Source organism: Croceicoccus sp. (assembly GCF_983967925.1).
Genome location: NZ_CFETID010000012.1, coordinates 19,468 through 45,032, shown reverse-complemented (window position 1 = coordinate 45,032; position 25,565 = coordinate 19,468). Strand labels below are relative to the sequence as shown.

The window sequence follows — 25,565 nt, the reverse complement described above, 5'->3', positions numbered from 1 at the left end:
ATGACCGAAGCGGTCGGGAAAGAGCAGGTTTTATCGACGCTGATCGTCGACGACGAGCCACTGGCGGTCGAACGCATGCAGGTCATCTGCTCGCGGCTCGATTGCCTGCGCATCGTGGGCACGGCCGGCGATGGCGCCGCGGCCTTGCGCATGATCGATGCGCTGAGGCCTGAGCTGGTGCTGCTCGACATGACCATGCCCGAGGCCGACGGATTGTCGGTCGCGCGGCGCATCGCCGAGGTCGTGCCCGATGCGGCAGAACGCCCCGCCGTGGTCTTCGTCACCGCGCATGACAGCTTCGCGGTCGAGGCGTTCGATCTCGATGCGGTCGATTACGTCCTGAAGCCCGTGGCGCAGGACCGGCTTGAGCGTGCGATCGCGCGCGCCGTCGCGCGCCGAGGCAGTGGACCGGCTCAGGATGGCGAACGCAAGCAGGCATGGATTTCGGAATTCTGGGTCCCGCACCGCTCCGAACTGCTGCGCGTGGGTGCCGATGAAGTGCACCGCATCGATGCAGAGCGCGATTACGTGCGCCTGCACGTTCCGGGCGGAAGTCATCTGCTGCTGGAGACGATCACCTCGCTCGAGCAGAGACTGGATCCGGACAAGTTCATCCGCGTCCACCGCTCGACGATCCTGCGCCGGGACACGATCACGGGGCTTCGCCACGACGGGCTGGGCGTCTGGTCCGCCGAGCTTGGAGAAAAGGAACCGGTGCGGATCGGGCGCACTTTCCTCAAATCGGTAAAGGCGATGGCCGGCCGATAAAGCGCGTGAAGCGCGGCACATCGGCATCGGCAGCCAAAAAAATGGCCGGCGCAGCGGCCGGCCCAAGGGGAAAAATCGTATTATTGTCCGCCTGTGGGGCGGAGGGCATAGCCGGCCCGGGGGACTGAACCGGACCGGCTATTTACAGACGGCTCGGGATCAGCCGCCGTAACGGGCATCGCTGATGGCAGCGGCGAACTGCTGTTCGCTCTTCTTCAGCGCGACTTTCATGCAAGCGCTGCGGCGGTTGGCTTCTGCCGCGCCGCGAACGCGGTTGTCGGAACAGACGCTCTTGGCGGCTCGCTCGATGCGGTGCTTCAATTCTTTCTGACCGGCTTCGGTGGTCAGATCGAGTCCTGCGTAGGACGCGTGTGCGGTGTTCGATTCCTCGGCCATTGCAACCTGCGGGGCGGCCATGGCGAGAACCGGCAGTGCAGCCATGATCATCAGCTTTTTCATGGGTCTATCTCCTCCTTTACTGCGGCTTTCCGGTGCTCTCCGGTGCCTCGCCATTCTGGATAGCGGAGCTGCCGGTGTCGCGCCGCAACCGCTCGGCAAAGGTCTGCATCGGCTCTGCCAGCGGCATGACCCCTCCACCAACGACCGACCGGGTCCGGCGAACGACATGAAGTTTTACAGAACGATGACAGGGGACAAGAATCGGAAAGAGCTGTTCGGTGCCGCTTCCCAAGCGGTCGGGGTTCGCGTTAAGCATCGAAGGTGGCTCTGGTGCTTCTCTTTCTGCTCGGCGTGGGCAATTTCGTCATGCACAAGGCCGTGCTGGAAAGCGGCCATCCGCTATTGGGCCAGATGCCGTGGTTCGTGCACATGCTGGGGGGGCGTTTCGGGCTGGTGGTCGAGTTTCTGCTGCTGACGGCAGCGATGCTGGTAAACCAGAACACCGAAGGCAGCAGCGCGACGGGCGCGGCGCTTGCCTATCTGGGATATACCATCGCCAATGCGCTGGCCGCCTGGCTGATCATCACGCGGCGTGTGTAGTGCGGCAGGGACAATCACGGGAACCGGCCCGCGCTTCGCGGGATTACGGATAATGATGAAAAGCCAAGATATATGGTTGGTCAACAACCCGGCGAGCGGGAGCAATGATCAGGATGCGCTGGATGCGCTGACGGGCCAATGCGACGATGCCGGACTTTGTCTGACGCGCCGCATCGCGTTTCCCCATCAGGATCTGCCGGCGCCCGGCGAACTCGACGCGGCCGGTATCCGCACGGTGGCGGTCTTTGCGGGCGATGGAACGGTCAATGCGCTGGTGACTGCACTGCAAGGCTGGAGCGGCGCTATACTGGTGCTGCCAGGCGGCACGATGAACCTTCTTTCGAAGCGGCTGCACGGCCCGCGATCCAGCGACGAGATCGTGCAGTCGCTGATCCGCGGCGATGCGCGCCGAATTCGGCCCTCCATCGTCCATTGCGTGACGGGGAGCGATACGGAGGACGCGCCTACAGGGACAGCGCTTGCCGAAGTGCTGGCAGGTCCCGCCACGGCCTGGAGCGAAGCGCGCGAGGCGTTTCGCGACCGCGACATCGCCGCTGTGGTCGAGGATGCCATCGAGGCCGCCTCTCAGTCGATCGACGGCGTGCGCGTGCATTGCGCCGATCCCGCGAAGGGGCGCGGCGATGGCTATCCCCTGCTCATGGTCACGCCGCAGCGCGAGGAATTTTCGGTGAAGGCCTATCATGCCGACCGGTTCATGGAATATGCGCAGCAGGGCATGGCCATACTCGGTCACCGGTTCCGCGACGGGCCGCACGAAGAACTTGGGAAATTTTCGCAGATGATGGTCAAGAGCGCGGACGAAACCGCCATTCCCATGCTGATCGATGGCGAGCCGGTTCACGGTTCGGGATCGGTCCGCTTTCTGCTGGGCGAATGCGGTGTCGACCTGATCGCGACAGGCGAACGCTGATGCCCGGTCGTAGCAAGGCGCTCATCTTCCACCTGTCGGATATTCATTTCGGCCTGGTCGATCAATCCGCGATCGCGTGGGCCAAGGCAGAGATTGCGCGGCGGAAGCCCGATGCCGTGGCCATCACCGGCGATCTGACCATGCGCGCGCGCCACCGCGAGTTCGATGCGGCGACAACATGGATCAATTCTCTCGACGTGCCGGTCACGGTCGAGGTCGGCAACCACGACATGCCCTATTTCAACCTGTTTGAGCGTTTTACCGACCCTTACCGCCGTTTTCGCGGCATGAAGGACAAGGTCGAGGCGGAGATCGATCTGCCGGGCCTGGCCATCGTGTCGCTCAACACCGCACCGCGCGCCCAGTGGCGCTGGCCGTGGAGCTATGGCTATGTCACCGATCACCAGCTTGCAAAGGCGCTGAAGGCGATCGACGCCTTGCCGCCGGGTACGAAAATCGTCGTCGCATGCCACCACCCGCTGGTCGAAGCGGGCACGCGCGGCAAAGCACTGACCAAGGGCGGCGACCATGCCTTGGCGGAGTTTGCGAAACGCAATGTCGTCGCGGTGCTGTCGGGCCATGTGCATGACGCCTTCGACATGATCGCCAAGACACCGAATGGTCCGATCCGCATGATCGGGGCGGGAACATTGTCGCAGCGGGTGCGCTCAACGCCGCCCAGCTTCAATGAATTGCATTGGGACGGCAACGATTTTGAAGTCGTTGTTCGCAACCTGGAGGAAGTGCCGACGCCCGACATGCAGATCGACGACGTGCCCGAAGACGCGATGCCGCCGCGCAGGCCGGATGAGCCGGTGGCGCCTGTGGGACGCGTGCCCGCGGAAGATCCGCCGGTTCACTGATCACTGGCCAACTGACTAGGGCTCATTTGAGAGCCACAAATAAAAAGGGCGGCCCCGAAACGGGTGCCGCCCTTCCTTTTGCATAAGCCGGTGAGGCGTATCAGCGCTTGCTGAACTGGAAGCTGCGGCGTGCCTTCGCACGGCCGTACTTCTTGCGCTCCACCACGCGGCTGTCGCGGGTGAGGAAGCCCTCGGCCTTGATCGCACCGCGCAGCGCGGGTTCGAAGCGCGACAGCGCCTGCGAGATACCGTGCTTGACGGCGCCGGCCTGACCCGACAGACCGCCGCCCTTGACGGTGGCGATGATGTCGTACTGGCCGTTGCGATCGGTGACGTCGAACGGCTGGTTGATCACCAGGCGCAGCGTGGGACGTGCGAAATACACTTCCTGATCGCGGCCATTGACGGTGATCTTGCCCGTGCCGGGCTTGAGCCACACGCGGGCCACGGCATCCTTGCGCCGGCCGGTGGCATAGGCGCGGCCCTGCTTGTCCACTTCCTTGTCGCGCAGCGGCATGGTGGGAGCGGCAGGAGCCTGCTGTTCGGTTTCAGCCAGATCGGCGTTGTCAGTCAGATCCTTGAGGTCCGACAGGTCTTTCACTTCGTTCTCGGACATCACGCGCTAACCTTGTTCTTGCGATTGCGGGCGGCGATATCGAGCACTTCGGGCTGCTGCCCGTCATGCGGATGCTCGGTACCGGCATAGAGGTGCAGCGCCTTCATCTGCTGACGGCCCAGCGGACCGCGCGGGATCATGCGCTCGACAGCCTTTTCAAGGACGCGTTCCGGGAAACGGCCTTCCAGCACCTTGGCGGGGCTGGTTTCCTTGATGCCGCCGGCATAGCCGGTGTGCTTGTAGTAACGCTTGTCCTGCAGCTTGTTGCCGGTGAAGCGCACCTTGTCCGCATTGATGACGATCACGTGATCGCCGCAATCGACGTGCGGGGTGAAGCTCGGCTTGTGCTTGCCGCGCAGGATGTTGGCGATGATGGTGGCAACACGGCCGACCACCAGACCTTCGGCATCGATAATATGCCATTTTTTCTCGACCTCGGCCGGTTTGATCGACCGGGTCTGGGTGCTGAGCGCCTTCATGGCTTTCAGTTCCTTTGGTTGAATTGTCAGTGCACCGCGCAGGCCGAACCGATTCGGCGCTGCCGCGAAGTGGGCGCGCTTTTGCCTTTCGCGGCCCCGAAGTCAAGCGAAACAGGGGGATTGCCGAGAGGTAAAATGATACCTTTGGGCGATCAGGCGCTCAGTGACGCCCTCTTGGCGGACCGGCCAGTGCGTTATCCCGCCGCCACTCGCCATGGCAGATCGCCATGCACAGCACCCCGATCAGAACCAGCAGTCCATAGATGGCAAGCGGCTCCGTGCCGCCCTGCTTCAGCCTTTCGATGATGATGCCAAATGGAAACAGCCCCGCTGCAAACCAGGCGAGGTAACGCAGTGCACGCGCGTGCTCTTCAAACATGTAATCCGTGGTCCTGTCAGTGATACGATCCGTCTCGCTGGATAAGGGCGCGGTCTTCACAAATGCTGAACGCAGCGGCGAACCGCGCCCGATTTGCGATGAATTCAGATGCCCACCAGCCAGTCGCGCATCGAGGGGCCGGTTTCGTCGCAGTGCCATCCGCTGATGGCGGGCGTATCGTATGGGTGGATGGCTTCCAGCCTGGCGATGGCGGCGCCAAGCAGATCGCTCCGCGTTTTCATTAGCGCCGCGCATTCGCGGCCCTCGCCGCGCTCGCCGTTCCAGATATAGAGTGAACGGATCGGCATCAGATTGGCGCAGGCGATCAGCCCTTCGTCCAGCAGTTGGCTGGCAATGGCGGCGGCGCTGTCCTCATCGCCGAAGGGCGACCAGATCAGCGCAGCGCCCCGCTCGCTCATCGAAGGACGCTGCCCGGCATGCGGTCGCGAAAGCCCAGCGCGTGCGCCCCCCATACGGTCACGCAGACCAGCAGGGCACCGAAAAACTGATGCGCCACGGCCACCCACAGCGATACGCCGGTCCATACGGTCGCGATGCCCAGCAGGATCTGCAGACCGACAACCGAATGGATCGCGACCGATATCGGCCGCTTTGTCGCTCGCAGCTTGCGGGCGAGGACGATCAGGAATCCCAGCGCGACCCATGCCCACCAGCGATGGATGAAATGCACCATGAACGGGTCGGCGGTCAGCGTATGCCACAGGCCCTGAGAAACATCGACACCTTCGGGAAAAAGCGATCCCTGCATCAGCGGCCAGCTGTTCAGCAAGCCGCCGCCCGCCACATAGCCCGCGTTCAAACCCGCCATCCATGCACCGTACAGCAATTGCATGGCCAAGACGCACAGGACGACGATGGAAAAGCCGCGCAGACCGGCGCGCGGCTGGCCTTCCGCGAAATTGCCAAGATCCAGCGCTGTCCACACCAGACCACCCAATGTGAAGAACGCGGTCATCAGATGGATCGACAGCCAGTAATGGCTGACATCGGTGCGGCCCAGCTCCTGCGCCTCGGCCCCGACGCCCGAACTGACCATCAGCCAGCCGAAAACGCCTTGCAGTCCCCCCAGTGCCAGCAGCGCCAGCAGCCGCGGCTTGAACCCGATGGGAATGGCGTCGCGCATCCAGAAATAGATCAGCGGCACCACGAATGCGACGCCGATCAATCGTCCCAGCAGGCGGTGCGCCCATTCCCAGAAAAAGATGAACTTGTATTCCGCCAGCGTCATGCCGGCAGGCCCGTTCACCTGCGTATATTCCGGGATCTGACGATAGGCGTCGAACTCGGCCTGCCATGCCGCTTCGCTGAGCGGGGGAAGTGCACCGGTGATCGGCTTCCATTCGGTGATGGACAGGCCGGATTCGGTCAACCTTGTGATGCCGCCGACCAGCACCATAGCCACGACCAGTGCCGCCATGACATAGAGCCAGCGGGCGATCGCAATGGGGCGCGCGGGACCGTAGTTCGCCACCGCTTCCAGCGGAATTCCGTCGTTCTGGGTTCTCACGATGCGGCGCTTTTGCCAGAAATCGCGGAATTCGCAAGTGCCCGCAAGGGAGGCATTGCTTTTGGCTGATGTTACATTATATCATGCACTGCAATGAAGCCCTCCCCGCCCTTTTGCTCGCACGGCCCCGTCCGCGATGCGCGCTCCCGCCTCGACAGGTTGGGGATCGTGCTGTCGGGCGCGTGTGCGGTGCATTGCGTGGTCGGGCTGGCGCTGGTCGGCCTGCTGGGCCTGGGCGGGCCTTTGCTGCTGGCTCCGGAGATCCATGAATATGGCCTTGTCGCCGCGATTGTCGTCGGTGCCTTGACCATTGGCATCGGCGCGCTGCGCCATGGGCGGATGCGGCCGCTGGTGCTGGGAGGGATCGGGATCGCGCTGATGGCGATTGCCGTGGCCGGTCCGCACGGGCTGGCCGAAGCGGTGCTGACGATTGCCGGGGTCGCTGTGCTGGCCTTGGGACATGTCTTCAACATACGGGCCTGTTCGCTGCCGCGCTGAGTGGAGGCCGGGACCCTGTTCCACTTGAACTGCGGCCCGCCGGCGCTATGTCGCCTAGCATGGCTCCGAACACGAACATGATCGCGATCACGGTGAACGGGGAAACCCGCCGCGTGCCCGAAAACACCAGCATTGCGCATCTAGCCCGCATGCTGGAACTCGACCCGGCGAAAGTCGCGGTCGAGTGCAATCGCCACGTGATCCCGCGAACGACGCTGGAAACCGTGACCCTGCACGAAGGCGACGAGCTGGAAATCGTGCATTTCGTGGGAGGCGGCGATCATCAGGACGCGGTGAAGGCGGACGACAGCTGGACCGTGGCGGGGCGCACGTTCCGTTCGCGGCTGATCGTGGGCACGGGCAAGTACAAGGACTTTGCCCAGAACGCCGCCGCGCTGGACGCGAGCGGGGCGGAGATCGTGACCGTCGCGGTGCGCCGCGTGAACGTATCCGATCCCAAGGCGCCGATGCTGACCGATTTCATCGACCCGAAAAAGGTGACCTATCTGCCCAATACCGCGGGCTGCTTCACGGCGGATGATGCGATCCGCACGCTGCGGCTGGCGCGTGAGGCGGGCGGCTGGGACCTCGTCAAGCTGGAGGTGCTGGGCGAGGCGAAGACGCTGTATCCCGACATGCGCGAGACGCTGAAGGCGACCGAGGTGCTGGCCAAGGAAGGTTTCCTGCCGATGGTCTATTGCACCGACGATCCGATCGCGGCCAAGCAGCTGGAAGACGCGGGCGCGGTGGCGGTGATGCCGCTGGGCGCGCCGATCGGGTCGGGGCTGGGCATCCAGAACCGCGTGACGATCCGCCTGATCGTCGAGGGGGCCAGCGTGCCCGTGCTGGTCGATGCGGGCGTCGGCACCGCTTCGGATGCAGCCGTGGCGATGGAGCTGGGCTGTGACGGCGTGCTGATGAACACCGCCATTGCCGAGGCGAAGGACCCGATCCTGATGGCCCGCGCCATGAAACTGTCGGTCGAGGCGGGCCGCGCGTCCTATCTGGCGGGACGGATGGCCAAGCGCCGCTATGCCGATCCGTCGAGCCCGCTGGCGGGGCTGATCTAGCGATAGCCGAGCCGCGTTAAGCCCTTGCTTTAACCCGATGCTAACCCTCTGCCGCGAAACATGGCGGCATTGGGGCGGCCCCTGACGAATCGCGCAGGGGTTATGGCCGGGCAAGCAGGGGAATTACCGGATGGGCTATCTCGACACGGCGAACATGGCCATTGCCGAGATGCGCGAGTTCGCCGAATTCGATCCGGCGGAGCAGCGCTATATCAGGCGCAGTCTGGACGTGGGTCTTGCCCGTGCCGACGCGTTCGAGCGCTGGGCGCGGGACGAGCGGGACACGACCTCGATCCGGCGGCAATATCTGGCCTATCAGGAACTGAACGCGCTGCGCGGGGCGGTGCCCAGTTCGCGCAATGACACGCGGCTCGACAGCTATATCGGGCGGCTGGTGCGCGTGTCGGTGTTCGACCTTGGCGAGGGGTGCCTGTTCGGCTTTCCCGCCTATCGTTTTCTGTACGAGCGGCTGCTGGGCCCGGATTCGCGTCCGTGGCTGCCTGCCGCCTTCTGCGCCGCCGCCGCGTTGCCGCAGATCGCGCCCGACCGCCGCAAGCAATTGCTCCATTCGATCAGCGAAGCGGCCGCCTGCGCACCGGGCTGGTCGCGCCGCCAGCCGGGGTTCTATCCCGACTTCGTGCCCGCGGACGAGGAAATGGGCATGGGCGAGGGCTGAACGCCCGCCCTGGGTGGCCCCTTGGGATCCCCTCGAAAAGTGACAAAGGTGACACGTCCTACAGGGGCTGTAACCCTGCCCGGCCCCGCGGAAATTCACGGGTTTCGGTCCAAAAGCGACACATCGGGGGGTGCGGGGAATTTCGACGATGGCAAAGAGCGCTGGGCCTGATGGCTAGCGCCGGATCGGCGTGTAGGACAGTGTTAACAGGCCGCCGTCAATCCAGCAGCAGAGCGAGGCTGACCCGCGCGGTGCCTGTGCGCAGCAGGCCGATGCTGCGTGCCGCCGCAGAGGAAAGGTCGATCACCCGGTCGCCGTGGAACGGGCCGCGATCGTTGATGCGGACCACGACATCCTCGCCATTGCCGGAATTGGTCACGCGCACCCGGCTGCCCAGCGGAAGCGTGCGATGGGCCGCGGTCAGCCGCGCGGGATCGAAGATCTCGCCGCTGGCGGTGGGGTTGCCTGCCAGCTCACGCCCGTAATAGCTCGCCTCGCCGGTGCCGAAATGGCTTTCGTCGCTTGGGCTTTCGTCGCCAGCGGACACCGCATTGGTGGCTGCAAGGGCAACCGGCTGTGCTTCCACGCTGGCCATGCCGCCGCCCAGCCGGACGATGTCGGGCGAGTTGCTGGTCTGGATCAGGGCGAAGGACAGGATCGCGGCGACACCGGCGAGCGCCCCAGTCGACACCGCCAGCAATTGCCCCTGCGACTTGAGCCGTAGCAGCACGCGAAGCCGCTCGCGGCGGCTGGGTAGATGATGCGCCGGATCATGGCCGGACGAGTTGGCGCTTATGAAGGATTCACGACGGGCGGGAAGGGCGGTTTCGGTATGATGGTCCATACCGAACCAACGGGCGGTCCCCCCCCTTATGTTCCGAAATAACGGGCCGCCCGCCCTGAAGCGCTTGCCCTCGAGGGGACGCTCAGCGCATGTAGTTTACATAGATCCCGTGAACCAGCCCCGGCAGATAGAGGATAAGGGTAAGGACGAGATTGATCAGGAATGTCTTGCCCAGCCCATGCTTGAGCGCAACGCCCAGCGGCGGCAAGAGAATGGTAGCAATCAGTGTCAGCAAAGCCATCATCGGCATGTCTCCTTCCTGAAGAGAAGCCGTCGGTGGCCTCGTTGTTCCTGCGCAGCGAAATCGTGTCCGCGAGAATGCCCGAGAGAATGCCGGCCGGATGTCCGCCTTCGTGACCATGGGTTCCGCAAGGCGGTCGCCGCTTCCACAGCCCGCGCAGCCCTGCAACCCGACTTAGCGATACATCGCGTTCAGCCGTTCGCCATAGCGTTCGCGCAGCTTGTGGCGGCGGATTTTGATCGAGGGGGTCATTTCCTCGTTCTCGATGCTGAAGGGCTCGTCTGCGATCATGATGCGGCGGACCTTTTCGATGACGGACAGGTCGGCGTTCACCCGGTCGACCGCGGCGCGGATCGCGGCGCCGAACTCGGCGTCGTCGCGCCAATCGGTCCAATCGCCGGTGCGGCCGTTCTCCCTGGCCCATTCGGCGGCCCATTCGGTATCGGGGACGATCAGGCCGACGAGGTATGGCTTGCGGTCGCCCGATACCATCGCCTGCCCGATCTCGGGCTGAAGGGTCAGCATGCCCTCGACGCGCTGGGGCGCGACATTGTCGCCCTTGTCGTTGATGATCATGTCCTTCTTGCGGTCGGTGATGACGATCCGTCCGCGATTGTCGATATGGCCGATGTCGCCGGTGTGCAGCCAGCCGTCCTTCAATGTGCGGGCGGTTTCCTCGGCATTGCGCCAGTATCCGTGCATCACCAGCTCGCCGCGCACCAGGATCTCGCTGTCCTCGGCGATGCGGACCTCGACGCCTCTTAAGGGCGTGCCGACGGTGTCCATCTTGAGGCCGGTGCTGGGCCGGTTGACGCTGATGATGGGGCCTGCCTCGGTCTGGCCGTAACCCTGCAGCAGCGGCATGCCGAGGCCGGTGAAGAAATAGCCGATCTCGGGCGTGAGCGGCGCGCCGCCCGATACCAGCGCCTTGACCCGCCCGCCGAACTTGGCGCGGGCCTTGGGGCGCAGCACGCGTTCCAGCAGCATGTCCTCGGCGCTGTCGATCAGCGGGCGCGACTTGCCTTCGCCCTTGCGTTCGGACAGGCGGCTGGCGCGCTGAGCCATGGTCTCGGCAAGCTTGCCCTGTTTGGCGAGCTGTTTGAGGATGCGGGTGCGCAGAACCTCGAACAGGCGGGGGACGACGACCATGATCGTCGGGCGCACTTCCTCGATATTGCCGGCCAGCTTGTCGAGCCCTTCGGAATAGAAGATCTCGGCCCCGAGCGCGATCGGGAAGGCCTGCCCGCCGGTGTGTTCATAGGCGTGGCTGAGGGGGAGGAAGGAGAGAAAGCGCTCCTCGCTCCACCCGAAATCGTTGGCGATCACGTCGCCAGCGCCCGCCGCATTGTGCAGCAGCGCGCCATGGTGCTGGCGCACGCCGCGCGGGCTGCCTCCGGTGCCGCTGGTGTAGATGATGCAGGCGGGGTCCTCGCGCGTGATGCCTGCGATGCGCGCATTGACGGCGCGGCGGGCGGCGTCGGCGTCGCCCTGCATCAGCGCCGCCATGTCGTGATAATTGGTCGCTTGCGGCGGGCGGATCGGCTCCATCGCGATGATGTGGTCGGCGCGGTTGCTGGCGGCGACGGCGGGCATCAGGTTCTTGGCGAGTTTCGGCCCGGACAGGATGACGGCGCGCGCGCCCGAATTTTCCAGCACGTGCTGATGATCGTGGACCGTGTTGGTCGTATAGGCGGGCACGGTGATGAGGCCCGCGGCCATGATGGCAAGGTCGGCGATGCACCATTGCGGGCGGTTCTCGCTGACCAGCAGGACGCGGTCGCCCTTGTCGAGGCCAAGGCCGACCAGCGATTCCGCCAGCAGGCACACCTGCCGCGCCGCGTCCGCCCAGCTGATCGAGCGCCATTCGCCGTCGGTCTTGGCGTAGAGGAAGGGCCTGTCGCCCAGCACGTCCGCGCGCGACAGGAACAGCGCGACGAGGTTCTGCGCATTCTCGATATCGGCAAGGGTAAAGCCGTGCGGGCCGGGGCGGTCCGCTGTTCTGCCGGGATTAGCGTGCGCCATGGTTCGCCTGTCGACCTCTTCCTCTGCGTGTTCCGGTCCTGGCCCGCGCAAACCGGTGTCTGCGCAAGGTTGGCCCGTGTTGCTGCGGGAAACTAGGATGGGCCGCGCGTTCGGGCAAGGCGGGAACGGCGGAGCTGTGTGGATCGCGGGCGATCAGGGCGTGACCATGGCGCCTTCGCTGCGGGGATCGGCGGCGCCGATGGGCTGTCCGTCAACCCATTCGACCGCGTTCGCCTTCAGCCGGCCCGGCATGGTCCTCGCGTCCTCGTGCCCCAATGCACGAAAGGCGGGGAGCATGGCTTCGAGGTCGGTGCCTTCCTCGACGAGCAGGGTGTCGCCGGGGGAATAGAGGAAGGGCAGCGCGATCGCCTGCTGTGCGGTGAGGCCCCAGTCGACCACGCCGATGATCGCCTTGGCGACCTGCACGATGATCGTGGTGCCGCCCGCCGCACCCACGGCGAGCCGCGGCTTGCCGTCGGGGCCATAGACGATGGTCGGCGACATGGACGAACGGGGGCGCTTGCCCGCCTCGACCCGGTTGGCGACGGGCTGGCCGTTTTCGGAGGGCGCGCGCGAGAAATCGGTGAGTTCGTTGTTGAGGTAGAAGCCGTTCACGAACAGGCCCGATCCGAACGCCGCCTCGATCGTGGAGGTTTCGCTGACGATCATGCCGCCCTTGTCGGTGACGACGAAATGGCTGGTGCCGTGTTCGGGCTGCTCCGCCTGCGGCGCGAAGGCGAGCGAGACGCCCTCGGGCGTGCCCGCGCTGGCCGATGCCATGGTGCTGCCCATGTCGATGAGCGCGCTGCGGCGGGCGAGGTAGTCGGGGTCGGTCAGGCCCTTTACCGGGACCTGCACGTAATCGGGGTCGGCCAGATATTGCTCGCGGTCGGCATAGGCGAGGCGCTGGGATTCGGCGAACAGGTGCCAGCCGACGGGATCGCCCGGGCCATGCGCGGCCATGTCGAAGCGTTCGAGCTGCTTCAGGATCGCGAACACCGTCGTCGCGCCCGAGGAGGGCGGGCCCATCCCGCAGATGCGATAGACGCGGTAGGTGCCGCACACCGCATCGCGTTCGACCGGGCGATAGCTGGCGAGATCCTGAACGGTCAGATCGCCGGGATTGGCGGGCGCGTTCTGGACCGCACCCGAAATGTCGGCGGCGTTGTCGCCGGTGTAGAAGGCCTTTGGCCCGCCGGCGGCGATGCGTTCCAGCGTGGCGGCGAAGGCGGGGTTGCGGATGGTCGATCCGATGGGGGCGGCCTGACCGCCGGGATAGAACAGCGCGCGCGCCTCTGCCGACAGCGCGCCGGTGCGGTCGGCGGCGGCCAGCGTGTTATGCAGGCGCGGCGTGACGTCGAAACCGTCCCGCGCCAGTTCGATGGCGGGCTGGAAGATCTGCGCCCATGGCAGTTTGCCGTGCTTTTCATGCGCCATCGCCATCATCGCGACATTGCCGGGCACGCCGGTGCTGAGGCCGCCGACCCATGCCTCGACAAAGGACATCGGCTGGCCGTCCTTCATGAAGCGGTCGGGCGTGGCCGAGGCGGGCGCGGTTTCGCGGCCGTCATAGGTGACCGGCTGGCCGTTTCCCGGATCGAGCACGAGGAAACCGCCGCCGCCGATGCCGGAGCTTTGCGGTTCGACCACGTTGAGCGCGAGCAGCACGGCAAAGCCCGCGTCCACCGCATTGCCGCCTTCGCGCAGGATGCGCGCGCCTGCATCGGCGGCGCGGCGGTCGGCGGCGCTGACCATGCCGACTGCGTGGCCGCTCTGTTCTGCTGCGGGCGGTGGCGCGGGGGCGGGCGGGGCGGTCGCCAGATCGGAAGGCGCGGCGCATGCGGCCAGCAGGGCGGGAGCCAGCAGGGAGGCGACAAGGCGCAGTTTCATGATCATTCGGTTCCCACGGCGTCGGCGATGGTGGCAAAGCCGTCGCGCCGCATCAGCGGGGGCAGGCCGCGCACGATGCTGGAGGCGATCCCCGGCCCTTCATAGACCATCGCGCTGTAAAGCTGGACGAGGCTGGCGCCCGCGCGGATGCGTTCCCACGCGTCCTCTGCCGTGGCGATGCCGCCGATGCCGATCAGCGGGATGGAGCCCCCAGTGGCCTTGCGGAAGTCGCGCAGCCTTTCGAGCGCCATTTGCTTAAGCGGTGCGCCCGACAATCCTCCGCTCTCGCCCGCATGGGCCGAATGCAGCGGGGGGCGTTCGATGGTGGTGTTCGCGATCATCAGCGCGCCCAGACCCTTTTCGACCGCGATGCGCGCGATGGCGTCGATGTCGGCGGGCTGCAGATCGGGCGCGACTTTCAGGAACACGGGCACGTCGCAGCCGCGCGCCGCCATCACCACGTCGAGCAGACCGCCCAGTGCCTCAGGGTCTTGCAGCGCGCGCAGGCCGGGGGTGTTGGGGCTGGAGATATTGACCGCGAGGTATTGCGCATGCGGCGCCATGGTGCGCGCCATGATCGCATAGTCGCCGACGCGGTCGGTGCTGTCCTTGTTCGCGCCGATATTGATGCCGACGACGCCGTGGCCGTCGATGCGGCGCTTCACGCGCTGTTCGACGATGGCCGCGCCGTCATTGTTGAAACCCATGCGGTTGATGACCGCGCGGTCCTCGGCCAGGCGGAACAGGCGCGGTTTGGGATTGCCCTGCTGCGGGCGCGGGGTGACCGAACCCACCTCGGTAAAGCCAAAGCCGCAGCGCAGCAGCGCATCGGGCACTTCGCCGTTCTTGTCGAAGCCCGCCGCCATGCCGACCGGATTGCGAAAATGCAGCCCCGCGACCGTCATCTCAAGCGCCGGATCGTGTCTTGGCGGGCTGGCCAGCAGCGAGGAGGGCAGCGACTTCAGCGTCGAGAGCGCCAGCCCGTGCGCGGTCTCGGCGTCGAGGCGGAAGATCAGCGGGCGAAGCAGCGAATAGACCATAGGCCATATTGCGTATGCGAGAGCGGGCGCGCTGTCGAACGGTTTTCCGGCTGCATTTGCCTCTTTGCGCGCGATGCGGCAGTTAGGAAGAAATAGTTTCTTTTGCACCTAACGGAGGCATCCCCTTGATCCATTTTCCGCGCCTGACGGCCTGCCTGCTTGGCGGCAGCGCCGCGCTTGCCCTTTCCGCCTGCGCCGCCACCACCGACATGGCGGAAGCGCCCCCCGCGCCCGCCCCCGCCGCGCAGCCTGCGGCGACCAGCCCGGCGATCACCTCTGCCATTCCGGCGGCGCAGATGGCCGCGGTCGATGCGGCCATCGCGGCGAACGACATTAATGCGTTCTTCCAGGCCTATGAGGATGCGGGCCTTGCCTTCAGCCCCGAGACCAAGACCTATCGCGGCATTCGCGACGAGGATTACGGGAAGTGGGACGATCCCTCGCTGGAGGCCGACCTGCGCGAGGCGGCGATGGACCGCGCGTTTCTCGCCCGGATGGAGCAGGGTTTCGACCTGAACACGCTGGAGGGGCAGGATGCCTTGTCCTATCGCCTGTTCAAATCCGCGGTCGACCGCCAGCAAAGCCTCGTCCCGTTTCGCGAGAACGGCTATCTCTTCAACCAGATGTTCGGCGCGCAGAGCGGGATCCCCTCGTTCCTCGTCAACATGCACCGCGTCAGCGACAAGGCGGAGGCCGAGGCCTATATCGAGCGGATCGCCGGGATCGGTCCGCATCTCGACGCGCTGACCAAGCGCGCGGTGGAACGGGCCGAGGCGGGCGTGATGCCGCCGCGCTGGGTCTATCCCTATGTCATTTCCGACATCGACAATCTGATCACGCCCGCCGCGCCGATGCATGAGGGCAATGCGATCCTCGACGATTTCCGCGAGAAGGTCGCCGCGCTCGATCTGCCGCAGGCCGAGAAGGACACGCTGGTCGCCGATGCGGTCGCGGCATGGGAAGCGAGCGGGCTGCCGGCCTATCGCCTGCTGCGCGCGGTGATGGTGCAGCAGCAGGCAAAGGCCGGGACCGACGACGGCGTCTGGCGCCTGCCGCAGGGCGAGGCCTATTATGCGGCGCTGCTGAAGAACTATACCACCACCGAACTCAGCGCCGATCAGATCCACCAGATCGGCCTCTCCAACATCGAGCGTATTCACGGCGAGATGCGCGCGATCATGGAGCAGGTGGGCTTCGAAGGGACGCTGCAGGAATTCTTCGAATATACCCGCACCGATCCGCGTTTCTATGCCGACAGCCGCGAGGAATATCTGGGCAAGGTCGATGTCGCGCTGGACGCGATGGAAGCCGAACTGCCGAAATATTTCGAAGTCCTGCCGCAGGACGCGCTGCAGGTGAAGCCGGTCGAGGCGTTCCGCGAGAAATCGGCGGGCAAGGCGTTCTATTCGCGCCCCGCGCCCGACGGATCGCGTCCGGGCATCTATTACGTCAATCTCTACAAGCTCGATTCGATGAGCCTGAACGAGCTGGAGGCACTGGCCTTCCACGAAGGGCTGCCGGGGCATCATCTGCAGCTGTCGGTGCAGACCGGGCTGGGCGAACTGCCGCCGTTTCGCCGTTTCGGGGGCGTCACCGCCTATTCGGAAGGCTGGGGCCTGTATTCCGAGAAGCTGGCCAAGGACATGGGGTTCTATACCGATCCCTATTCGGATTTCGGCCGCTTGCAGATGGAATTGTGGCGCGCGGCGCGGCTGGTGGTCGACACCGGCATCCATTCCAAGCGCTGGAGCCGCGAGCAGGCGATCCAGTATCTGACCGATAATACGCCCAATCCCGCGGGCGACATCACCAAGGCGATCGAACGCTATATCGTCTATCCGGGGCAGGCGACCGCCTATATGATCGGAAAGCTGAAGATCGAGGAACTGCGCGACAAGGCGCAGGCCGCGCTTGGCGACGCGTTCGACATTCGCGCGTTCCACACCGTGATCCTTGAGAACGGGCCGGTGCCGCTGAACATCATGGAAGAGAATGTCGATGCGTGGATTGCCGAAGTAAGGGCATCCTAAGAACGACTCGCAAGAGTTAATCATCGCTTGCATCCGCGTGGGTGCGTCACTAGCTGCAATTCGGAACGATTTGGTCCGAATTAGCGAGTGACGCACCCATGCGCCTTTCCAATCTAGCCGATTATGCCGTGGTCGCCATGCGCGCCGCCGCCGGCCATTGCGGATCGCAGATGTGGAGCGCGGCGCAATTGGCCGACCAGACCGGCCTGCCCGCACCGACGGTGCAGAAGCTGGTCAGCCGGCTGAGCGCGGCGGGGCTCTTGCGGTCCACGCGCGGGGCGAATGGCGGGATCCGGCTGGCGCGGCCTGCCGCGGCGATCAATCTCGCCGATATTATCGAGGCGGTGGAAGGACCCATCGCCATGACCCAGTGCAGCGACGGCCCCAGCGGCTGCACCATCGAACACAGCTGCGGCGCACGGCCGCATTGGCCCCAGGTCAATCGCGCCATTCGCGGCGCGCTTGAGAATATCACGCTCGCCGATCTGGCGAAGGAGGATGTGGCGGCATGAACGACGCCCTTAAGAATGAAACGGTAGAGCAGGTTCGCGCTTCGCAGGAAGAGGCGATCGAGAAGGACCGCGCCGCGCGTGAAGCGGCCAAGTCGCTCGAGACTTATGAATTCGGCTTTCACTCGGACATCGAGCAGGAATTCGCCGACAAGGGCCTGTCGGAAGACACCGTCCGCTTCATCTCGGCCAAGAAGGAAGAGCCGGAGTGGATGCTGGAATGGCGTCTGAAGGCCTATCGCCACTGGCTGACGCTGACCCCGCCCGACTGGGCGAAGCTGAACATTCCGCCGATCGACTATCAGGACGCCTATTACTACGCGGCGCCCAAGAAGAAGCCCAAGCTGGAATCGCTCGACGAGCTCGATCCCGAGATCAAGTCGGTCTATGACAAGCTGGGCATTCCGATCGAGGAGCAGAAGGTGCTGGCGGGCGTCGAGGGCGCGCGCAAGGTGGCGGTGGACGCGGTGTTCGACAGCGTCTCGGTCGCCACGACCTTTCGCAAGGAGCTTGAGGAAGCGGGTGTCATCTTCCGCTCCATCAGCGAAGCGATCAAGGAATACCCCGACCTGGTGAAGAAGTGGCTGGGCAAGGTCGTGCCCATGCAGGACAATTTCTTTGCCACGCTGAACTGCGCGGTCTTTTCGGACGGCACCTTCGTCTACATTCCCAAGGGCGTGCGCTGCCCGATGGAGCTGTCGACCTATTTCCGCATCAATGCGGAGAACACCGGCCAGTTCGAGCGCACGCTGATCGTGGCCGAGGAGGGGAGCTATGTCTCCTACCTAGAGGGCTGCACCGCGCCGATGCGCGACGAGAACCAGCTGCATGCCGCGGTGGTGGAACTGGTCGCGCTGGACGATGCCGAGATCAAGTACTCGACCGTGCAAAACTGGTATCCCGGCGATGCCGAGGGTAAGGGGGGCATCTATAATTTCGTGACCAAGCGCGCGCTGTGCCAGGGCAGGAATTCCAAGGTTTCGTGGACGCAGGTGGAAACCGGCAGCGCGGTGACGTGGAAATACCCGTCCTGCGTGCTGAACGGCGAAAACTCGGTAGGCGAGTTCTACTCGGTCGCGGTGACCAACAATTTCCAGCAGGCCGATACCGGCACCAAGATGATCCACAACGGGAAGAACACCCGTTCGACGATCATTTCCAAGGGTATCAGCGCGGGCAAGTCCAACAACACCTATCGCGGGCTGCTCCGCGTGGGGGCGAATGCGGACAATGTGCGCAATTTCACCCAGTGCGATTCGCTGCTGCTGTCCGACACCAGCGGCGCGCATACCGTGCCCTATATCGAGGTGAAGAACCCCACCGCCCAGATCGAGCACGAGGCGACCACGTCGAAGATCAGCGACGACCAGCTGTTCTATGCGATGCAGCGCGGGCTGGGCGAGGAAGAGGCCGTGGCGCTGATCGTCAACGGCTTTGCCAAGGAGGTCCTCAAGGAACTCCCGATGGAATTCGCGGTCGAGGCGCAGAAGCTGCTCGCGATCTCGCTTGAGGGGAGCGTGGGGTGATGTTCGGCTATATTCTGGCCGCACTTTTCGCCTGTGTTGCGTGGTTGCAGCTGAGGTTAGCTTGGCGGGACTATCACAGTGGAATTTCGCGCGTTCGTATGATGCTGTTTGTGGATAGGAGTGGGCTCGCGATCTCGCGTTCTGATCGCCCGCGAATGTTTGCTTATGCTGTCGTTTGGAATGCCGTGATTGGCTTCGCGGCGGCTGCTGGAGCTATCTGGCTGCTGAATTTTGCTATTGCCTGGAATGCCTCATGACCGACCGTAAAACCCTCCAGATCAAGCCCGCGTCCGAGCAGGACGATGCCGCGCCCGTCATCAAGAAGAAGGGCCGCGGGTGGGAGATTTCGGAATCCCGCCTCGACACGCTGCACGATCGTGCGCGCGAGATGCGGCGTGAGCCTTCCGAGGCGCACAAGGCGCTCGCCGACAAGTTCGCAGAGGCGGACATGGGCAAATACAGCTTCAAGCGGTTTGCCGTGGTCGGATCGGCCATCGTCGATTTCAACTGCCACAACCTCGGCATGGCGATCATCATCGAAGACGATGTGAGCGGCGAAGGCGAGAACCCGGCTCTGCTCACCCGCCGCGACAAGAGCCTTGAGGCCGTGGGCATCAAGGTGATGCGCATCAAGGCGAGCGACATCCTTGGGGACATGGACGCGGTGCTCGACCGGATCACCGCCGGCATGCGCATCCGCATCGGCGAACGCCGCGAGGCGCGCACCAGGCACTTCGAACAGAAGCGCGGAACCGGGCAGGGCTACAAGCCCCGCAATTTCCGCGCCGGCCCGCGAGACTAAGGACCGAGAGACAACTGATGCTGAAAATCGAAAACCTCCACGCCGAAATAGACGGCAAGCAGATCCTCAACGGCCTGACGCTGGAAGTCGGCGCGGGCGAGGTGCATGCGATCATGGGCCCCAATGGCGCGGGCAAGTCGACGCTGGCCTATGTGCTGGGCGGCCGTCCGGGTTACGAGGTGACGCAAGGCAGCGTGACCTTCAACGGACAGGACATGCTGGAGCTTGAACCGCATGAGCGGGCCGCTGCCGGGCTGTTCCTGGGCTTTCAGTATCCGGTCGAGATTCCCGGCGTCTCCAACGTACAGTTCCTGCGCGAGGCGCTGAATTCGCAGCGCAAGGCACGCGGTGAGGAACCGCTGACCGGCGGCGAATTCCTGAAGCTCGCCAAGGAAAAGGCCGCGCTCTTGAAGCTCGACATGGAAATGCTGAAGCGCAACGTGAACGTCGGCTTTTCGGGCGGCGAGAAGAAGCGCGCCGAGATGGTGCAGATGGGCATTCTCGATCCCAAGCTGGCGGTGCTGGACGAGACCGACTCCGGTCTCGACATCGATGCGCTGCGCACGGTGGGCGAGGGGATCAATGCGATCATGCGCCAGCCCGACAAGGGCGTGCTGCTGATCACGCACTACCAGCGCCTGCTCGATTATGTGCAGCCCGACAAGGTGCATATTCTGGCCAAGGGCCGGATCGTGAAAACCGGCGGGCCCGAACTGGCGCTGGAGCTTGAGCGCGAGGGTTACGAGGCGGTCGCATGAGCGATGTAGCGACCCTTCCCACGACGCGCGACGAGGATTGGCGCTATGCCGATGCCGCCGCGCTGCGCGATCTGACGGCGGAGACGCTGGACGGCTGGCACGAGATTACGCTGACCGCCGGTGAGGCGCAGGTGCAGACCTATGTGCTGGACGACAGCGCGCCGGGCGTGACCCGCGTGCGGCTGGCGCTGGGCGAAGGCGCGCGGGCCGAGATCTATGCCATCGCCTCGGCCAGCGACTACACGCGGCTGGAGGTCGAGGTGACGCTGGCCAAGGGTGCGCATTTCGAATTCGGCGGCGTGACCATCGGCGGCGGCGAGGTGACCCGCGAATTCGTCACCCGCGTCCGCCATGCCGAGCCGGAAGCGACCAGCAACCAGACCATCCGTGCGGTTCACTGGAACCGTGCCACCGGCAATTTCCTGGGCCGGATCGAAGTGGTGAAGGACGCGCAGAAGACCGATGCTGCGCAGAATTTCCGCGCGATCCTGCTGGAAAAGGGTGCCAGCGCGAACACCAAGCCCGAGCTGGAAATCTTTGCCGACGATGTGAAATGCGCCCACGGCGCGGCCATCGGCGCATTGGACGACAGCGCGGGTTACTACATGGCGGCACGCGGAATCCCGCCGCATGTTGCCCGCCGCTTGCAGGTGCAGGCCTTCGTCGCCGATGCCTTCGTGGCGATGGAGGACGAGACGCTGGCGGAAAACATGCTGGCCAAGGTGCTCGACCGGCTGGAGGAGGCTGCGATATGACGACCGAGCTGCTTTCGCGCAAAGCCGATTTTCCCGGCATGGTCACCGCCGATGGAGCGCCGTGGCATTACCTCGACACGGCCGCGACCTCGCAGAAGCCGCAGGCCGTGGTCGATGCGATGAGCCGCGCGCTGGGCCGCGATTACGCGACCGTGCACCGCGGCGTCTATGGCCGCAGCGCCGAGATGACGCTGGGCTTTGAGGCCGCGCGCCGCCGCGTCGCTGGCTTCGTCGGCGGGCAGGAGGACGAGATCGTCTTCACCCGCGGCGCGACCGAGGCGATCAACCTTGTTGCTGCGACCTGGGGTGCAGCAAATCTGAAGGCGGGCGACCGCATCCTGCTGTCGGTGCTGGAGCATCATTCGAACATCGTGCCGTGGCAGATGCTGCGCGAGCGGACGGGGGTGGAGATTGATGTCTGCCCGCTGACCGAGGATGGCCGCATCGACATCGATGCTGCACGGCAGATCGTTGATAAACGGCACAAATTGCTGGCGCTGTCGCATGTGTCGAACGTGCTGGGATCGCGGCTGGATGTCGCTGCCGCGGCTGATCTTGCGCAGTCGGTGGGCGCCAAATTGCTGCTCGACGGGTGTCAGGCGGTGCCGCGGCTCAAGGTCGATGTTGCAGCATTGGGCTGCGATTTCTATGTGTTCTCGGCGCACAAGCTGTATGGCCCGACGGGCATCGGCGCGCTGTGGGCAAAGAGCGAATTGCTGCAGGCGATGCCGCCCTATCAGGGTGGCGGTTCGATGATCGACCGCGTCACCTTTGAGAAGACGACTTGGGCCGACGCTCCGCAGCGTTTCGAGGCCGGCACGCCCGCGATCACCGAAGCGATCGCCTTCGCCGCCGCCGTCGATTACGTCGAGGCGATCGGCATGGACGCCGCCGAACGGCATGAGATGGCGCTTACCGCCAAGGCGCGCGAGGCACTGGGCCGGATCAATTCGCTGCGTCTGTTCGGGCCGGAGGACAGCGCGGGGATCGTGAGCTTCACGATGGACGGGATCCATCCGCACGATTTGGGCACCATTCTCGACGAAGAGAATGTCGCGATCCGCGCGGGCCACCATTGCGCGCAGCCGTTGATGGACCATCTGGGCGTGCCCGCGACGGCGCGCGCCAGTTTCGGCATCTATTCGGATGAGGACGACATTGCCGCGCTGATCCGCGGCATCGAACGCACGATAAGGATTTTCGGCTGATGGATAGCCCAGAGAACCAGAACAACGACATCCGCGACGACGGCCGCGTGGTCGCCCCGTCGCCTTTCGACGAGATGCGGCCTGCTGCCGAAACGGTCGAGAGCGTCGAGCAGCCCCGGCGGGCGCGCGTGGACGATGCGGTCGATACCGATGCGGAAACCGCGGGCGAGAAGCTGGAGCGCAAGAAGGATTACCTCGAGGGTTTCCTCAAGGAGCGTCCGCAGAATGTCTCGGGCAACGAGCCGGGCGGCGAATTGTACGAAAGCGTGATCGCCGCGCTGAAGGAAATCTACGACCCCGAGATTCCGGTCAATATCTACGACCTTGGCCTGATCTATGGCGTCGAGATTTCGGACGACGGCCACGCCCATGTCAACATGACGCTGACCACCCCGCATTGCCCCGTGGCCGAATCCATGCCGGGCGAAGTCGAGCTGCGCGTCGGTTCGGTGCCGGGCATCGGCGATGCCGAGGTCAATCTCGTCTGGGACCCGCCATGGGACCCACAGAAGATGAGCGACGAGGCGAAACTAGAACTGGGAATGCTGTGATGAGCGATACCAAGACCAGACCCGCCCCCAAGGCCGCCGTGACGCTGACCCCCGGTGCGGAGCAGCGCGTGGCCGATCTGATGGCAAAAGCGCCCGAAGGTGCGATCGGCGTCAAGCTGTCGACTCCGCGGCGCGGTTGTTCGGGGCTTGCCTATTCGGTCGATTACGTGACCGAAGAGCAGAAGTTCGACGAGAAGATCGAGACCCCCGGCGGCGTGTTCTATATCGACAGCGCGTCGGTGCTTTATCTGATCGGCAGCGTGATGGACTGGCGCGAGGACGATTTCCAGGCGGGCTTCGTGTTCGAAAATCCCAACGCCACCGGCAGCTGCGGCTGCGGCGAGAGCTTTACGGTCTGATCTTTATCGTCTGATCAGGCCGCAGGCGGGTCGCCGCCTGCGAGGAAGTGCAGCAGGGCGCGGTCGTATTCGTCGATCTCGCCATTCGCCTCGACCTGCGCGTCGAGCCATGATTGTTCGCTGGCGGTGATATCCGCCTCGGCCGCGATCCGTGCGTCGAGGTCGGGCGTGTCCGCCTGCTTGCGCCCGAACACAATGCCCGCGCTATTCGGCACGGCCTTCACCATCCGCGCCATGAAACGGCCCACGCCGCTGTCGGTGTCGGTCATGAAACGGTCGAGTTCGGCGGCGCGGTCGCGGGTGATCTGCGCGTTCGGCGACGACCAGCCCTGAAGATAATTGCCCACGCCTTGCACGAACAGGCGTTTCCACCCGCGCGCATTGAGTGCGCCCAGCGTCGCGTCCTTGATGCGGAACAGCAATTCGGCTTCGCGCTGGCTGATCGCGGCGGGGCGGTCGCTGGCTTGTCCGAACAACACGCGGCGCAGCAGCGCGACTTCCGCCTCGCTGACATGGGTGTCGGACAATTCGCCGCCGTCCCGCGTCGGACCCGTTCCGGTCAGCACTTCGCGTTCGATCTGTTCGAGGACGAAGCTCTTGAGCGTTTCGGGCACGTTGCTCGCGCGCTCGATCATGCGGACCAGCAGTTCGAGTTCGGCCATCGAATCGATCCGCCCATCCCGCGTGACCTGTGCGATCAGCCAGTCGGCCTGATCCTCGGCCATATAGCCGCGCGGTTCCTGCCGGTTCAGCAGGAATTCGCCCAGCGCCTCGACGAAGAAGTCGGTCCAGGCCGCGCTTCGTTCACCAAGCGCATGATTGATCGCGAAAATCGATTCCGCCTCTTGCGGCGAGATCGTGCCGTCGCACCAGCCATTGCGCCGCAGATCGAGCAATTCGGCGTCGGTGATGATGCCGTCGCGCGCGGCCTGCGCGGCGATGTCCTGAAAGCTGATCGTCATGAATCCTGCCAAGGCCCCCGGTTGGTCTATGGGGTCCTGTATGGCTTGGCACGGTTAAGACGGGGTTAGCGGCGCTTTGTCGCCGCGACGCAGGCGGCGCGGTCGACGTCCTGCCCGTCGCTGCGCCGTGCCTCGATCCATGTCGCGGTTTCGGTCGCGCCCGGCCGCTGCGGATAGAGGAACACGTCGAGGATGCAACGCGTGCCCGCGAACTGCATCTTGCGCGCATCCGCCTCCCACACGTCGAGGCGGGGCGTGCCGAACTGGCGGATCAGCGCGTCGGCATCGGCGCCGATCACGCCCTCCAGGCCCGGGCCACTCATCACCCTTGCGCTGCGAAAGCTGGTCGCGGGCGTGGCGGGGGCCTGCTGCGGGGGAATGGGCTGCGTCGTCGCGGGGCGGGCGGGGCGCGCCTGCTTGACCGAGGGGGCGCAGGCGGCAAGCGCGGGCACGAGTGCCAGCGCGGCGATTAAATTACGTGGCATCATGGCCGTGTGCGGTTTTCCCGGCTCTGCGCGCGGCGGCGCGGTGGACAAGGTGGGTTGCGGCTGCCGCGCCGAGGAAAGGCGCCAGCAGGTTCGCGACCGGAATGGCGAGCAGCCCTACCACCGCCAGTCCCAGCAGGAAACGGGTGGATGCGCCCAATGGTGCAAGTCCTCCGCCCTTTTGATGGCGTGCCCAGACCATGTCCTGCAATTCGCGGCCCAGCAGGAAGGCGTTGACGGTGATGAACACGATGGCGGTGCCGACGCCGGTAACCGCCAGTGCCAGCGCGACCGGCAGCGCCAGCGCGTTGAACGCCAGCGCGCGCGCCGCGCCTTTCAGCGCCATGCCGATTTCTTCGCCCAGCGGGATGTCGCGCGGCCTGAAGGCGGGATAATGCCGTTCCTCGACCGCCGAAACGATCTCGTCCGCATAGAAATTGAGCACCGCCATCGCGACGATGCGCCACGCGAGCCATGCGCACAGCACCGCGGCGATCACCGCGATCAGCTGGCCCAATCCCGCGATCCACGCGTTTTGCGTGCCCGCCAGCCATTCGATCCCGGCGTCGAACGCGGCGAACCCGCCCCAGAACACCAGCGCCAGCAGCACTAGCGACACCAGCGCGCTTTTCACCAGCACGCGGATCACGCGCCGGTCCGCCATCTGCGCCGCGCCCAGCGCGAACGCGCCGGGAATCGACAGCGTTTGCAGCGCGTGGCCTGTCAAACGGGATTGGCTATCGGATGGAACCTGCATGGGCCGAAAGGGTAGATGG

The 25,565-nt window shown here is 64.9% G+C and carries 31 protein-coding genes; 17 read left to right on the top strand and 14 right to left on the bottom strand.

Annotated features, from left to right (window positions below):
- A complete protein-coding gene (locus AC4FIJ_RS08635; protein WP_490336311.1) occupies positions 1 to 768 on the top strand; it encodes a LytR/AlgR family response regulator transcription factor in 768 nt (255 codons plus the stop codon).
- 159 nt (positions 769 to 927) lie between these two features.
- Here the strand turns inward: AC4FIJ_RS08635 and AC4FIJ_RS08630 are convergent, their stop codons facing one another.
- Positions 928 to 1,227, bottom strand: a complete 300-nt coding sequence (locus tag AC4FIJ_RS08630) for a UrcA family protein (RefSeq protein ID WP_490336310.1) — start codon at positions 1,225 to 1,227, stop codon at positions 928 to 930.
- Positions 1,228 to 1,497: 270 nt separating this feature from the next.
- Here AC4FIJ_RS08630 and AC4FIJ_RS08625 point away from each other — a divergent pair, with 270 nt between their 5' ends.
- The 3 genes from AC4FIJ_RS08625 (at position 1,498) to AC4FIJ_RS08615 (ending at position 3,561) form a co-directional block, all read left to right on the top strand.
- Positions 1,498 to 1,767, top strand: a complete 270-nt coding sequence (locus AC4FIJ_RS08625; RefSeq protein WP_490336309.1) for a hypothetical protein — start codon at positions 1,498 to 1,500, stop codon at positions 1,765 to 1,767.
- A 76-nt stretch (positions 1,768 to 1,843) separates the two neighbouring features.
- Positions 1,844 to 2,698 (top strand): diacylglycerol/lipid kinase family protein, encoded by an 855-nt coding sequence (locus AC4FIJ_RS08620; protein WP_490336308.1) that lies wholly within the window; start codon positions 1,844 to 1,846, stop codon positions 2,696 to 2,698.
- Positions 2,698 to 3,561 (top strand): metallophosphoesterase family protein, encoded by an 864-nt coding sequence (locus AC4FIJ_RS08615; RefSeq protein WP_490336307.1) that lies wholly within the window; start codon positions 2,698 to 2,700, stop codon positions 3,559 to 3,561. Before AC4FIJ_RS08620 ends, AC4FIJ_RS08615 begins: the two co-directional genes overlap by 1 nt.
- A gap of 100 nt (positions 3,562 to 3,661) precedes the next feature.
- Here the strand turns inward: AC4FIJ_RS08615 and rpsI are convergent, their stop codons facing one another.
- The 5 genes from rpsI to AC4FIJ_RS08590 all read right to left on the bottom strand — a co-directional run bounded on the left by rpsI (position 3,662) and on the right by AC4FIJ_RS08590 (position 6,563).
- A complete protein-coding gene (gene rpsI / locus AC4FIJ_RS08610) occupies positions 3,662 to 4,177 on the bottom strand; it encodes a 30S ribosomal protein S9 (protein ID WP_490336306.1) in 516 nt (171 codons plus the stop codon).
- A complete protein-coding gene (rplM, locus tag AC4FIJ_RS08605; RefSeq protein ID WP_066847347.1) occupies positions 4,177 to 4,656 on the bottom strand; it encodes a 50S ribosomal protein L13 in 480 nt (159 codons plus the stop codon). The genes rpsI and rplM overlap by 1 nt, the downstream gene beginning before the upstream one ends.
- Positions 4,657 to 4,816: 160 nt before the next feature.
- Positions 4,817 to 5,035: a hypothetical protein gene (locus tag AC4FIJ_RS08600; protein WP_490336305.1), complete on the bottom strand. Its 219-nt coding sequence runs from the start codon at positions 5,033 to 5,035 to the stop codon at positions 4,817 to 4,819.
- 104 nt (positions 5,036 to 5,139) lie between these two features.
- Positions 5,140 to 5,454, bottom strand: a complete 315-nt coding sequence (gene cutA, locus AC4FIJ_RS08595; protein WP_490336304.1) for a divalent-cation tolerance protein CutA — start codon at positions 5,452 to 5,454, stop codon at positions 5,140 to 5,142.
- A complete protein-coding gene (locus AC4FIJ_RS08590; protein ID WP_490336303.1) occupies positions 5,451 to 6,563 on the bottom strand; it encodes a COX15/CtaA family protein in 1,113 nt (370 codons plus the stop codon). Before AC4FIJ_RS08590 ends, cutA begins: the two co-directional genes overlap by 4 nt.
- Positions 6,564 to 6,656: 93 nt before the next feature.
- Between AC4FIJ_RS08590 and AC4FIJ_RS08585 the strand changes: the two genes are divergently transcribed.
- From AC4FIJ_RS08585 to AC4FIJ_RS08575, 3 genes are all read left to right on the top strand, one after another.
- On the top strand, positions 6,657 to 7,061 hold the full coding sequence (locus AC4FIJ_RS08585) for a MerC domain-containing protein (protein WP_490336302.1): 405 nt from the start codon (positions 6,657 to 6,659) through the stop codon (positions 7,059 to 7,061).
- Between the two features lie 59 nt (positions 7,062 to 7,120).
- Positions 7,121 to 8,131 carry a sulfur carrier protein ThiS gene (thiS, locus tag AC4FIJ_RS08580; RefSeq protein ID WP_490336301.1) on the top strand — a complete coding sequence of 337 codons (1,011 nt, stop codon included), beginning with the start codon at positions 7,121 to 7,123 and terminating at the stop codon, positions 8,129 to 8,131.
- Positions 8,132 to 8,261: 130 nt separating this feature from the next.
- Entirely contained in the window at positions 8,262 to 8,807 is a 546-nt protein-coding gene (locus AC4FIJ_RS08575) for a hypothetical protein (RefSeq protein ID WP_490336300.1), read from the top strand.
- Between the two features lie 217 nt (positions 8,808 to 9,024).
- On the opposite strand, the gene AC4FIJ_RS08570 is transcribed toward AC4FIJ_RS08575, so the two are convergent.
- From AC4FIJ_RS08570 to AC4FIJ_RS08550, 5 genes are all read right to left on the bottom strand, one after another.
- Positions 9,025 to 9,651: a septal ring lytic transglycosylase RlpA family protein gene (locus tag AC4FIJ_RS08570; protein WP_490336299.1), complete on the bottom strand. Its 627-nt coding sequence runs from the start codon at positions 9,649 to 9,651 to the stop codon at positions 9,025 to 9,027.
- Positions 9,652 to 9,733: 82 nt separating this feature from the next.
- On the bottom strand, positions 9,734 to 9,892 hold the full coding sequence (locus tag AC4FIJ_RS08565) for a YqaE/Pmp3 family membrane protein (protein WP_490336298.1): 159 nt from the start codon (positions 9,890 to 9,892) through the stop codon (positions 9,734 to 9,736).
- Positions 9,893 to 10,066: 174 nt separating this feature from the next.
- A complete protein-coding gene (locus tag AC4FIJ_RS08560; RefSeq protein WP_490336297.1) occupies positions 10,067 to 11,914 on the bottom strand; it encodes an AMP-dependent synthetase/ligase in 1,848 nt (615 codons plus the stop codon).
- Positions 11,915 to 12,067: 153 nt separating this feature from the next.
- Positions 12,068 to 13,804 (bottom strand): gamma-glutamyltransferase, encoded by a 1,737-nt coding sequence (gene ggt / locus AC4FIJ_RS08555; protein ID WP_490336296.1) that lies wholly within the window; start codon positions 13,802 to 13,804, stop codon positions 12,068 to 12,070.
- A gap of 2 nt (positions 13,805 to 13,806) precedes the next feature.
- On the bottom strand, positions 13,807 to 14,844 hold the full coding sequence (locus AC4FIJ_RS08550; protein ID WP_490336295.1) for a quinone-dependent dihydroorotate dehydrogenase: 1,038 nt from the start codon (positions 14,842 to 14,844) through the stop codon (positions 13,807 to 13,809).
- A 125-nt stretch (positions 14,845 to 14,969) separates the two neighbouring features.
- Between AC4FIJ_RS08550 and AC4FIJ_RS08545 the strand changes: the two genes are divergently transcribed.
- The 10 genes from AC4FIJ_RS08545 to AC4FIJ_RS08500 all read left to right on the top strand — a co-directional run bounded on the left by AC4FIJ_RS08545 (position 14,970) and on the right by AC4FIJ_RS08500 (position 23,342).
- Entirely contained in the window at positions 14,970 to 16,874 is a 1,905-nt protein-coding gene (locus tag AC4FIJ_RS08545; RefSeq protein ID WP_490336294.1) for a DUF885 domain-containing protein, read from the top strand.
- Positions 16,875 to 16,972: 98 nt separating this feature from the next.
- Positions 16,973 to 17,386 carry an SUF system Fe-S cluster assembly regulator gene (locus tag AC4FIJ_RS08540; RefSeq protein ID WP_066847310.1) on the top strand — a complete coding sequence of 138 codons (414 nt, stop codon included), beginning with the start codon at positions 16,973 to 16,975 and terminating at the stop codon, positions 17,384 to 17,386.
- Positions 17,383 to 18,909, top strand: a complete 1,527-nt coding sequence (sufB, locus tag AC4FIJ_RS08535) for a Fe-S cluster assembly protein SufB (protein WP_490336293.1) — start codon at positions 17,383 to 17,385, stop codon at positions 18,907 to 18,909. The genes AC4FIJ_RS08540 and sufB overlap by 4 nt, the downstream gene beginning before the upstream one ends.
- Positions 18,909 to 19,166 (top strand): hypothetical protein, encoded by a 258-nt coding sequence (locus AC4FIJ_RS08530; protein ID WP_490336292.1) that lies wholly within the window; start codon positions 18,909 to 18,911, stop codon positions 19,164 to 19,166. The genes sufB and AC4FIJ_RS08530 overlap by 1 nt, the downstream gene beginning before the upstream one ends.
- Entirely contained in the window at positions 19,163 to 19,711 is a 549-nt protein-coding gene (locus tag AC4FIJ_RS08525; RefSeq protein WP_490336291.1) for a DUF559 domain-containing protein, read from the top strand. Before AC4FIJ_RS08530 ends, AC4FIJ_RS08525 begins: the two co-directional genes overlap by 4 nt.
- A 17-nt stretch (positions 19,712 to 19,728) precedes the next feature.
- Positions 19,729 to 20,469: a Fe-S cluster assembly ATPase SufC gene (gene sufC, locus AC4FIJ_RS08520; RefSeq protein WP_490336290.1), complete on the top strand. Its 741-nt coding sequence runs from the start codon at positions 19,729 to 19,731 to the stop codon at positions 20,467 to 20,469.
- Positions 20,466 to 21,224: a SufD family Fe-S cluster assembly protein gene (locus AC4FIJ_RS08515; protein WP_490336289.1), complete on the top strand. Its 759-nt coding sequence runs from the start codon at positions 20,466 to 20,468 to the stop codon at positions 21,222 to 21,224. The genes sufC and AC4FIJ_RS08515 overlap by 4 nt, the downstream gene beginning before the upstream one ends.
- Positions 21,221 to 22,432, top strand: coding sequence for an aminotransferase class V-fold PLP-dependent enzyme (locus tag AC4FIJ_RS08510; protein ID WP_490336288.1), 1,212 nt, complete (start codon positions 21,221 to 21,223; stop codon positions 22,430 to 22,432). The genes AC4FIJ_RS08515 and AC4FIJ_RS08510 overlap by 4 nt, the downstream gene beginning before the upstream one ends.
- Positions 22,433 to 22,506: 74 nt before the next feature.
- The gene (locus AC4FIJ_RS08505; RefSeq protein ID WP_490336365.1) at positions 22,507 to 22,983 is read left to right on the top strand and encodes an SUF system Fe-S cluster assembly protein; all 477 of its coding nucleotides are present in this window, start codon (positions 22,507 to 22,509) and stop codon (positions 22,981 to 22,983) included.
- Positions 22,983 to 23,342 (top strand): HesB/IscA family protein, encoded by a 360-nt coding sequence (locus AC4FIJ_RS08500; protein ID WP_490336287.1) that lies wholly within the window; start codon positions 22,983 to 22,985, stop codon positions 23,340 to 23,342. Before AC4FIJ_RS08505 ends, AC4FIJ_RS08500 begins: the two co-directional genes overlap by 1 nt.
- Positions 23,343 to 23,356: 14 nt before the next feature.
- Here the strand turns inward: AC4FIJ_RS08500 and AC4FIJ_RS08495 are convergent, their stop codons facing one another.
- From AC4FIJ_RS08495 to AC4FIJ_RS08485, 3 genes are all read right to left on the bottom strand, one after another.
- On the bottom strand, positions 23,357 to 24,304 hold the full coding sequence (locus AC4FIJ_RS08495) for a hypothetical protein (RefSeq protein ID WP_490336286.1): 948 nt from the start codon (positions 24,302 to 24,304) through the stop codon (positions 23,357 to 23,359).
- 65 nt (positions 24,305 to 24,369) lie between these two features.
- Positions 24,370 to 24,792, bottom strand: a complete 423-nt coding sequence (locus tag AC4FIJ_RS08490; RefSeq protein WP_490336285.1) for a hypothetical protein — start codon at positions 24,790 to 24,792, stop codon at positions 24,370 to 24,372.
- Positions 24,779 to 25,516, bottom strand: coding sequence for an EI24 domain-containing protein (locus tag AC4FIJ_RS08485; protein ID WP_490336284.1), 738 nt, complete (start codon positions 25,514 to 25,516; stop codon positions 24,779 to 24,781). The genes AC4FIJ_RS08490 and AC4FIJ_RS08485 overlap by 14 nt, the downstream gene beginning before the upstream one ends.
- Between the last annotated feature and the right edge of the window lie 49 nt (positions 25,517 to 25,565).

Coding starts and splice junctions, on each gene's coding strand:
- AC4FIJ_RS08495 (WP_490336286.1), bottom strand. CDS start 24,304: ATGACGATCAGCTTTCAGGACATCGCCGCGCAGGCCGCGCGCGACGGC.
- AC4FIJ_RS08565 (WP_490336298.1), bottom strand. CDS start 9,892: ATGGCTTTGCTGACACTGATTGCTACCATTCTCTTGCCGCCGCTGGGC.
- AC4FIJ_RS08530 (WP_490336292.1), top strand. CDS start 18,909: ATGTTCGGCTATATTCTGGCCGCACTTTTCGCCTGTGTTGCGTGGTTG.
- AC4FIJ_RS08560 (WP_490336297.1), bottom strand. CDS start 11,914: ATGGCGCACGCTAATCCCGGCAGAACAGCGGACCGCCCCGGCCCGCAC.
- sufC (WP_490336290.1), top strand. CDS start 19,729: ATGCTGAAAATCGAAAACCTCCACGCCGAAATAGACGGCAAGCAGATC.
- AC4FIJ_RS08585 (WP_490336302.1), top strand. CDS start 6,657: ATGAAGCCCTCCCCGCCCTTTTGCTCGCACGGCCCCGTCCGCGATGCG.
- AC4FIJ_RS08505 (WP_490336365.1), top strand. CDS start 22,507: ATGCGGCCTGCTGCCGAAACGGTCGAGAGCGTCGAGCAGCCCCGGCGG.
- AC4FIJ_RS08500 (WP_490336287.1), top strand. CDS start 22,983: ATGAGCGATACCAAGACCAGACCCGCCCCCAAGGCCGCCGTGACGCTG.
- ggt (WP_490336296.1), bottom strand. CDS start 13,804: ATGAAACTGCGCCTTGTCGCCTCCCTGCTGGCTCCCGCCCTGCTGGCC.
- rpsI (WP_490336306.1), bottom strand. CDS start 4,177: ATGTCCGAGAACGAAGTGAAAGACCTGTCGGACCTCAAGGATCTGACT.
- rplM (WP_066847347.1), bottom strand. CDS start 4,656: ATGAAGGCGCTCAGCACCCAGACCCGGTCGATCAAACCGGCCGAGGTC.
- thiS (WP_490336301.1), top strand. CDS start 7,121: ATGGCTCCGAACACGAACATGATCGCGATCACGGTGAACGGGGAAACC.
- AC4FIJ_RS08525 (WP_490336291.1), top strand. CDS start 19,163: ATGACCGACCGTAAAACCCTCCAGATCAAGCCCGCGTCCGAGCAGGAC.
- AC4FIJ_RS08515 (WP_490336289.1), top strand. CDS start 20,466: ATGAGCGATGTAGCGACCCTTCCCACGACGCGCGACGAGGATTGGCGC.
- AC4FIJ_RS08490 (WP_490336285.1), bottom strand. CDS start 24,792: ATGATGCCACGTAATTTAATCGCCGCGCTGGCACTCGTGCCCGCGCTT.
- AC4FIJ_RS08510 (WP_490336288.1), top strand. CDS start 21,221: ATGACGACCGAGCTGCTTTCGCGCAAAGCCGATTTTCCCGGCATGGTC.
- AC4FIJ_RS08630 (WP_490336310.1), bottom strand. CDS start 1,227: ATGAAAAAGCTGATGATCATGGCTGCACTGCCGGTTCTCGCCATGGCC.
- AC4FIJ_RS08615 (WP_490336307.1), top strand. CDS start 2,698: ATGCCCGGTCGTAGCAAGGCGCTCATCTTCCACCTGTCGGATATTCAT.
- AC4FIJ_RS08635 (WP_490336311.1), top strand. CDS start 1: ATGACCGAAGCGGTCGGGAAAGAGCAGGTTTTATCGACGCTGATCGTC.
- AC4FIJ_RS08600 (WP_490336305.1), bottom strand. CDS start 5,035: ATGTTTGAAGAGCACGCGCGTGCACTGCGTTACCTCGCCTGGTTTGCA.
- AC4FIJ_RS08575 (WP_490336300.1), top strand. CDS start 8,262: ATGGGCTATCTCGACACGGCGAACATGGCCATTGCCGAGATGCGCGAG.
- AC4FIJ_RS08550 (WP_490336295.1), bottom strand. CDS start 14,844: ATGGTCTATTCGCTGCTTCGCCCGCTGATCTTCCGCCTCGACGCCGAG.
- AC4FIJ_RS08540 (WP_066847310.1), top strand. CDS start 16,973: ATGCGCCTTTCCAATCTAGCCGATTATGCCGTGGTCGCCATGCGCGCC.
- sufB (WP_490336293.1), top strand. CDS start 17,383: ATGAACGACGCCCTTAAGAATGAAACGGTAGAGCAGGTTCGCGCTTCG.
- cutA (WP_490336304.1), bottom strand. CDS start 5,454: ATGAGCGAGCGGGGCGCTGCGCTGATCTGGTCGCCCTTCGGCGATGAG.
- AC4FIJ_RS08570 (WP_490336299.1), bottom strand. CDS start 9,651: ATGGACCATCATACCGAAACCGCCCTTCCCGCCCGTCGTGAATCCTTC.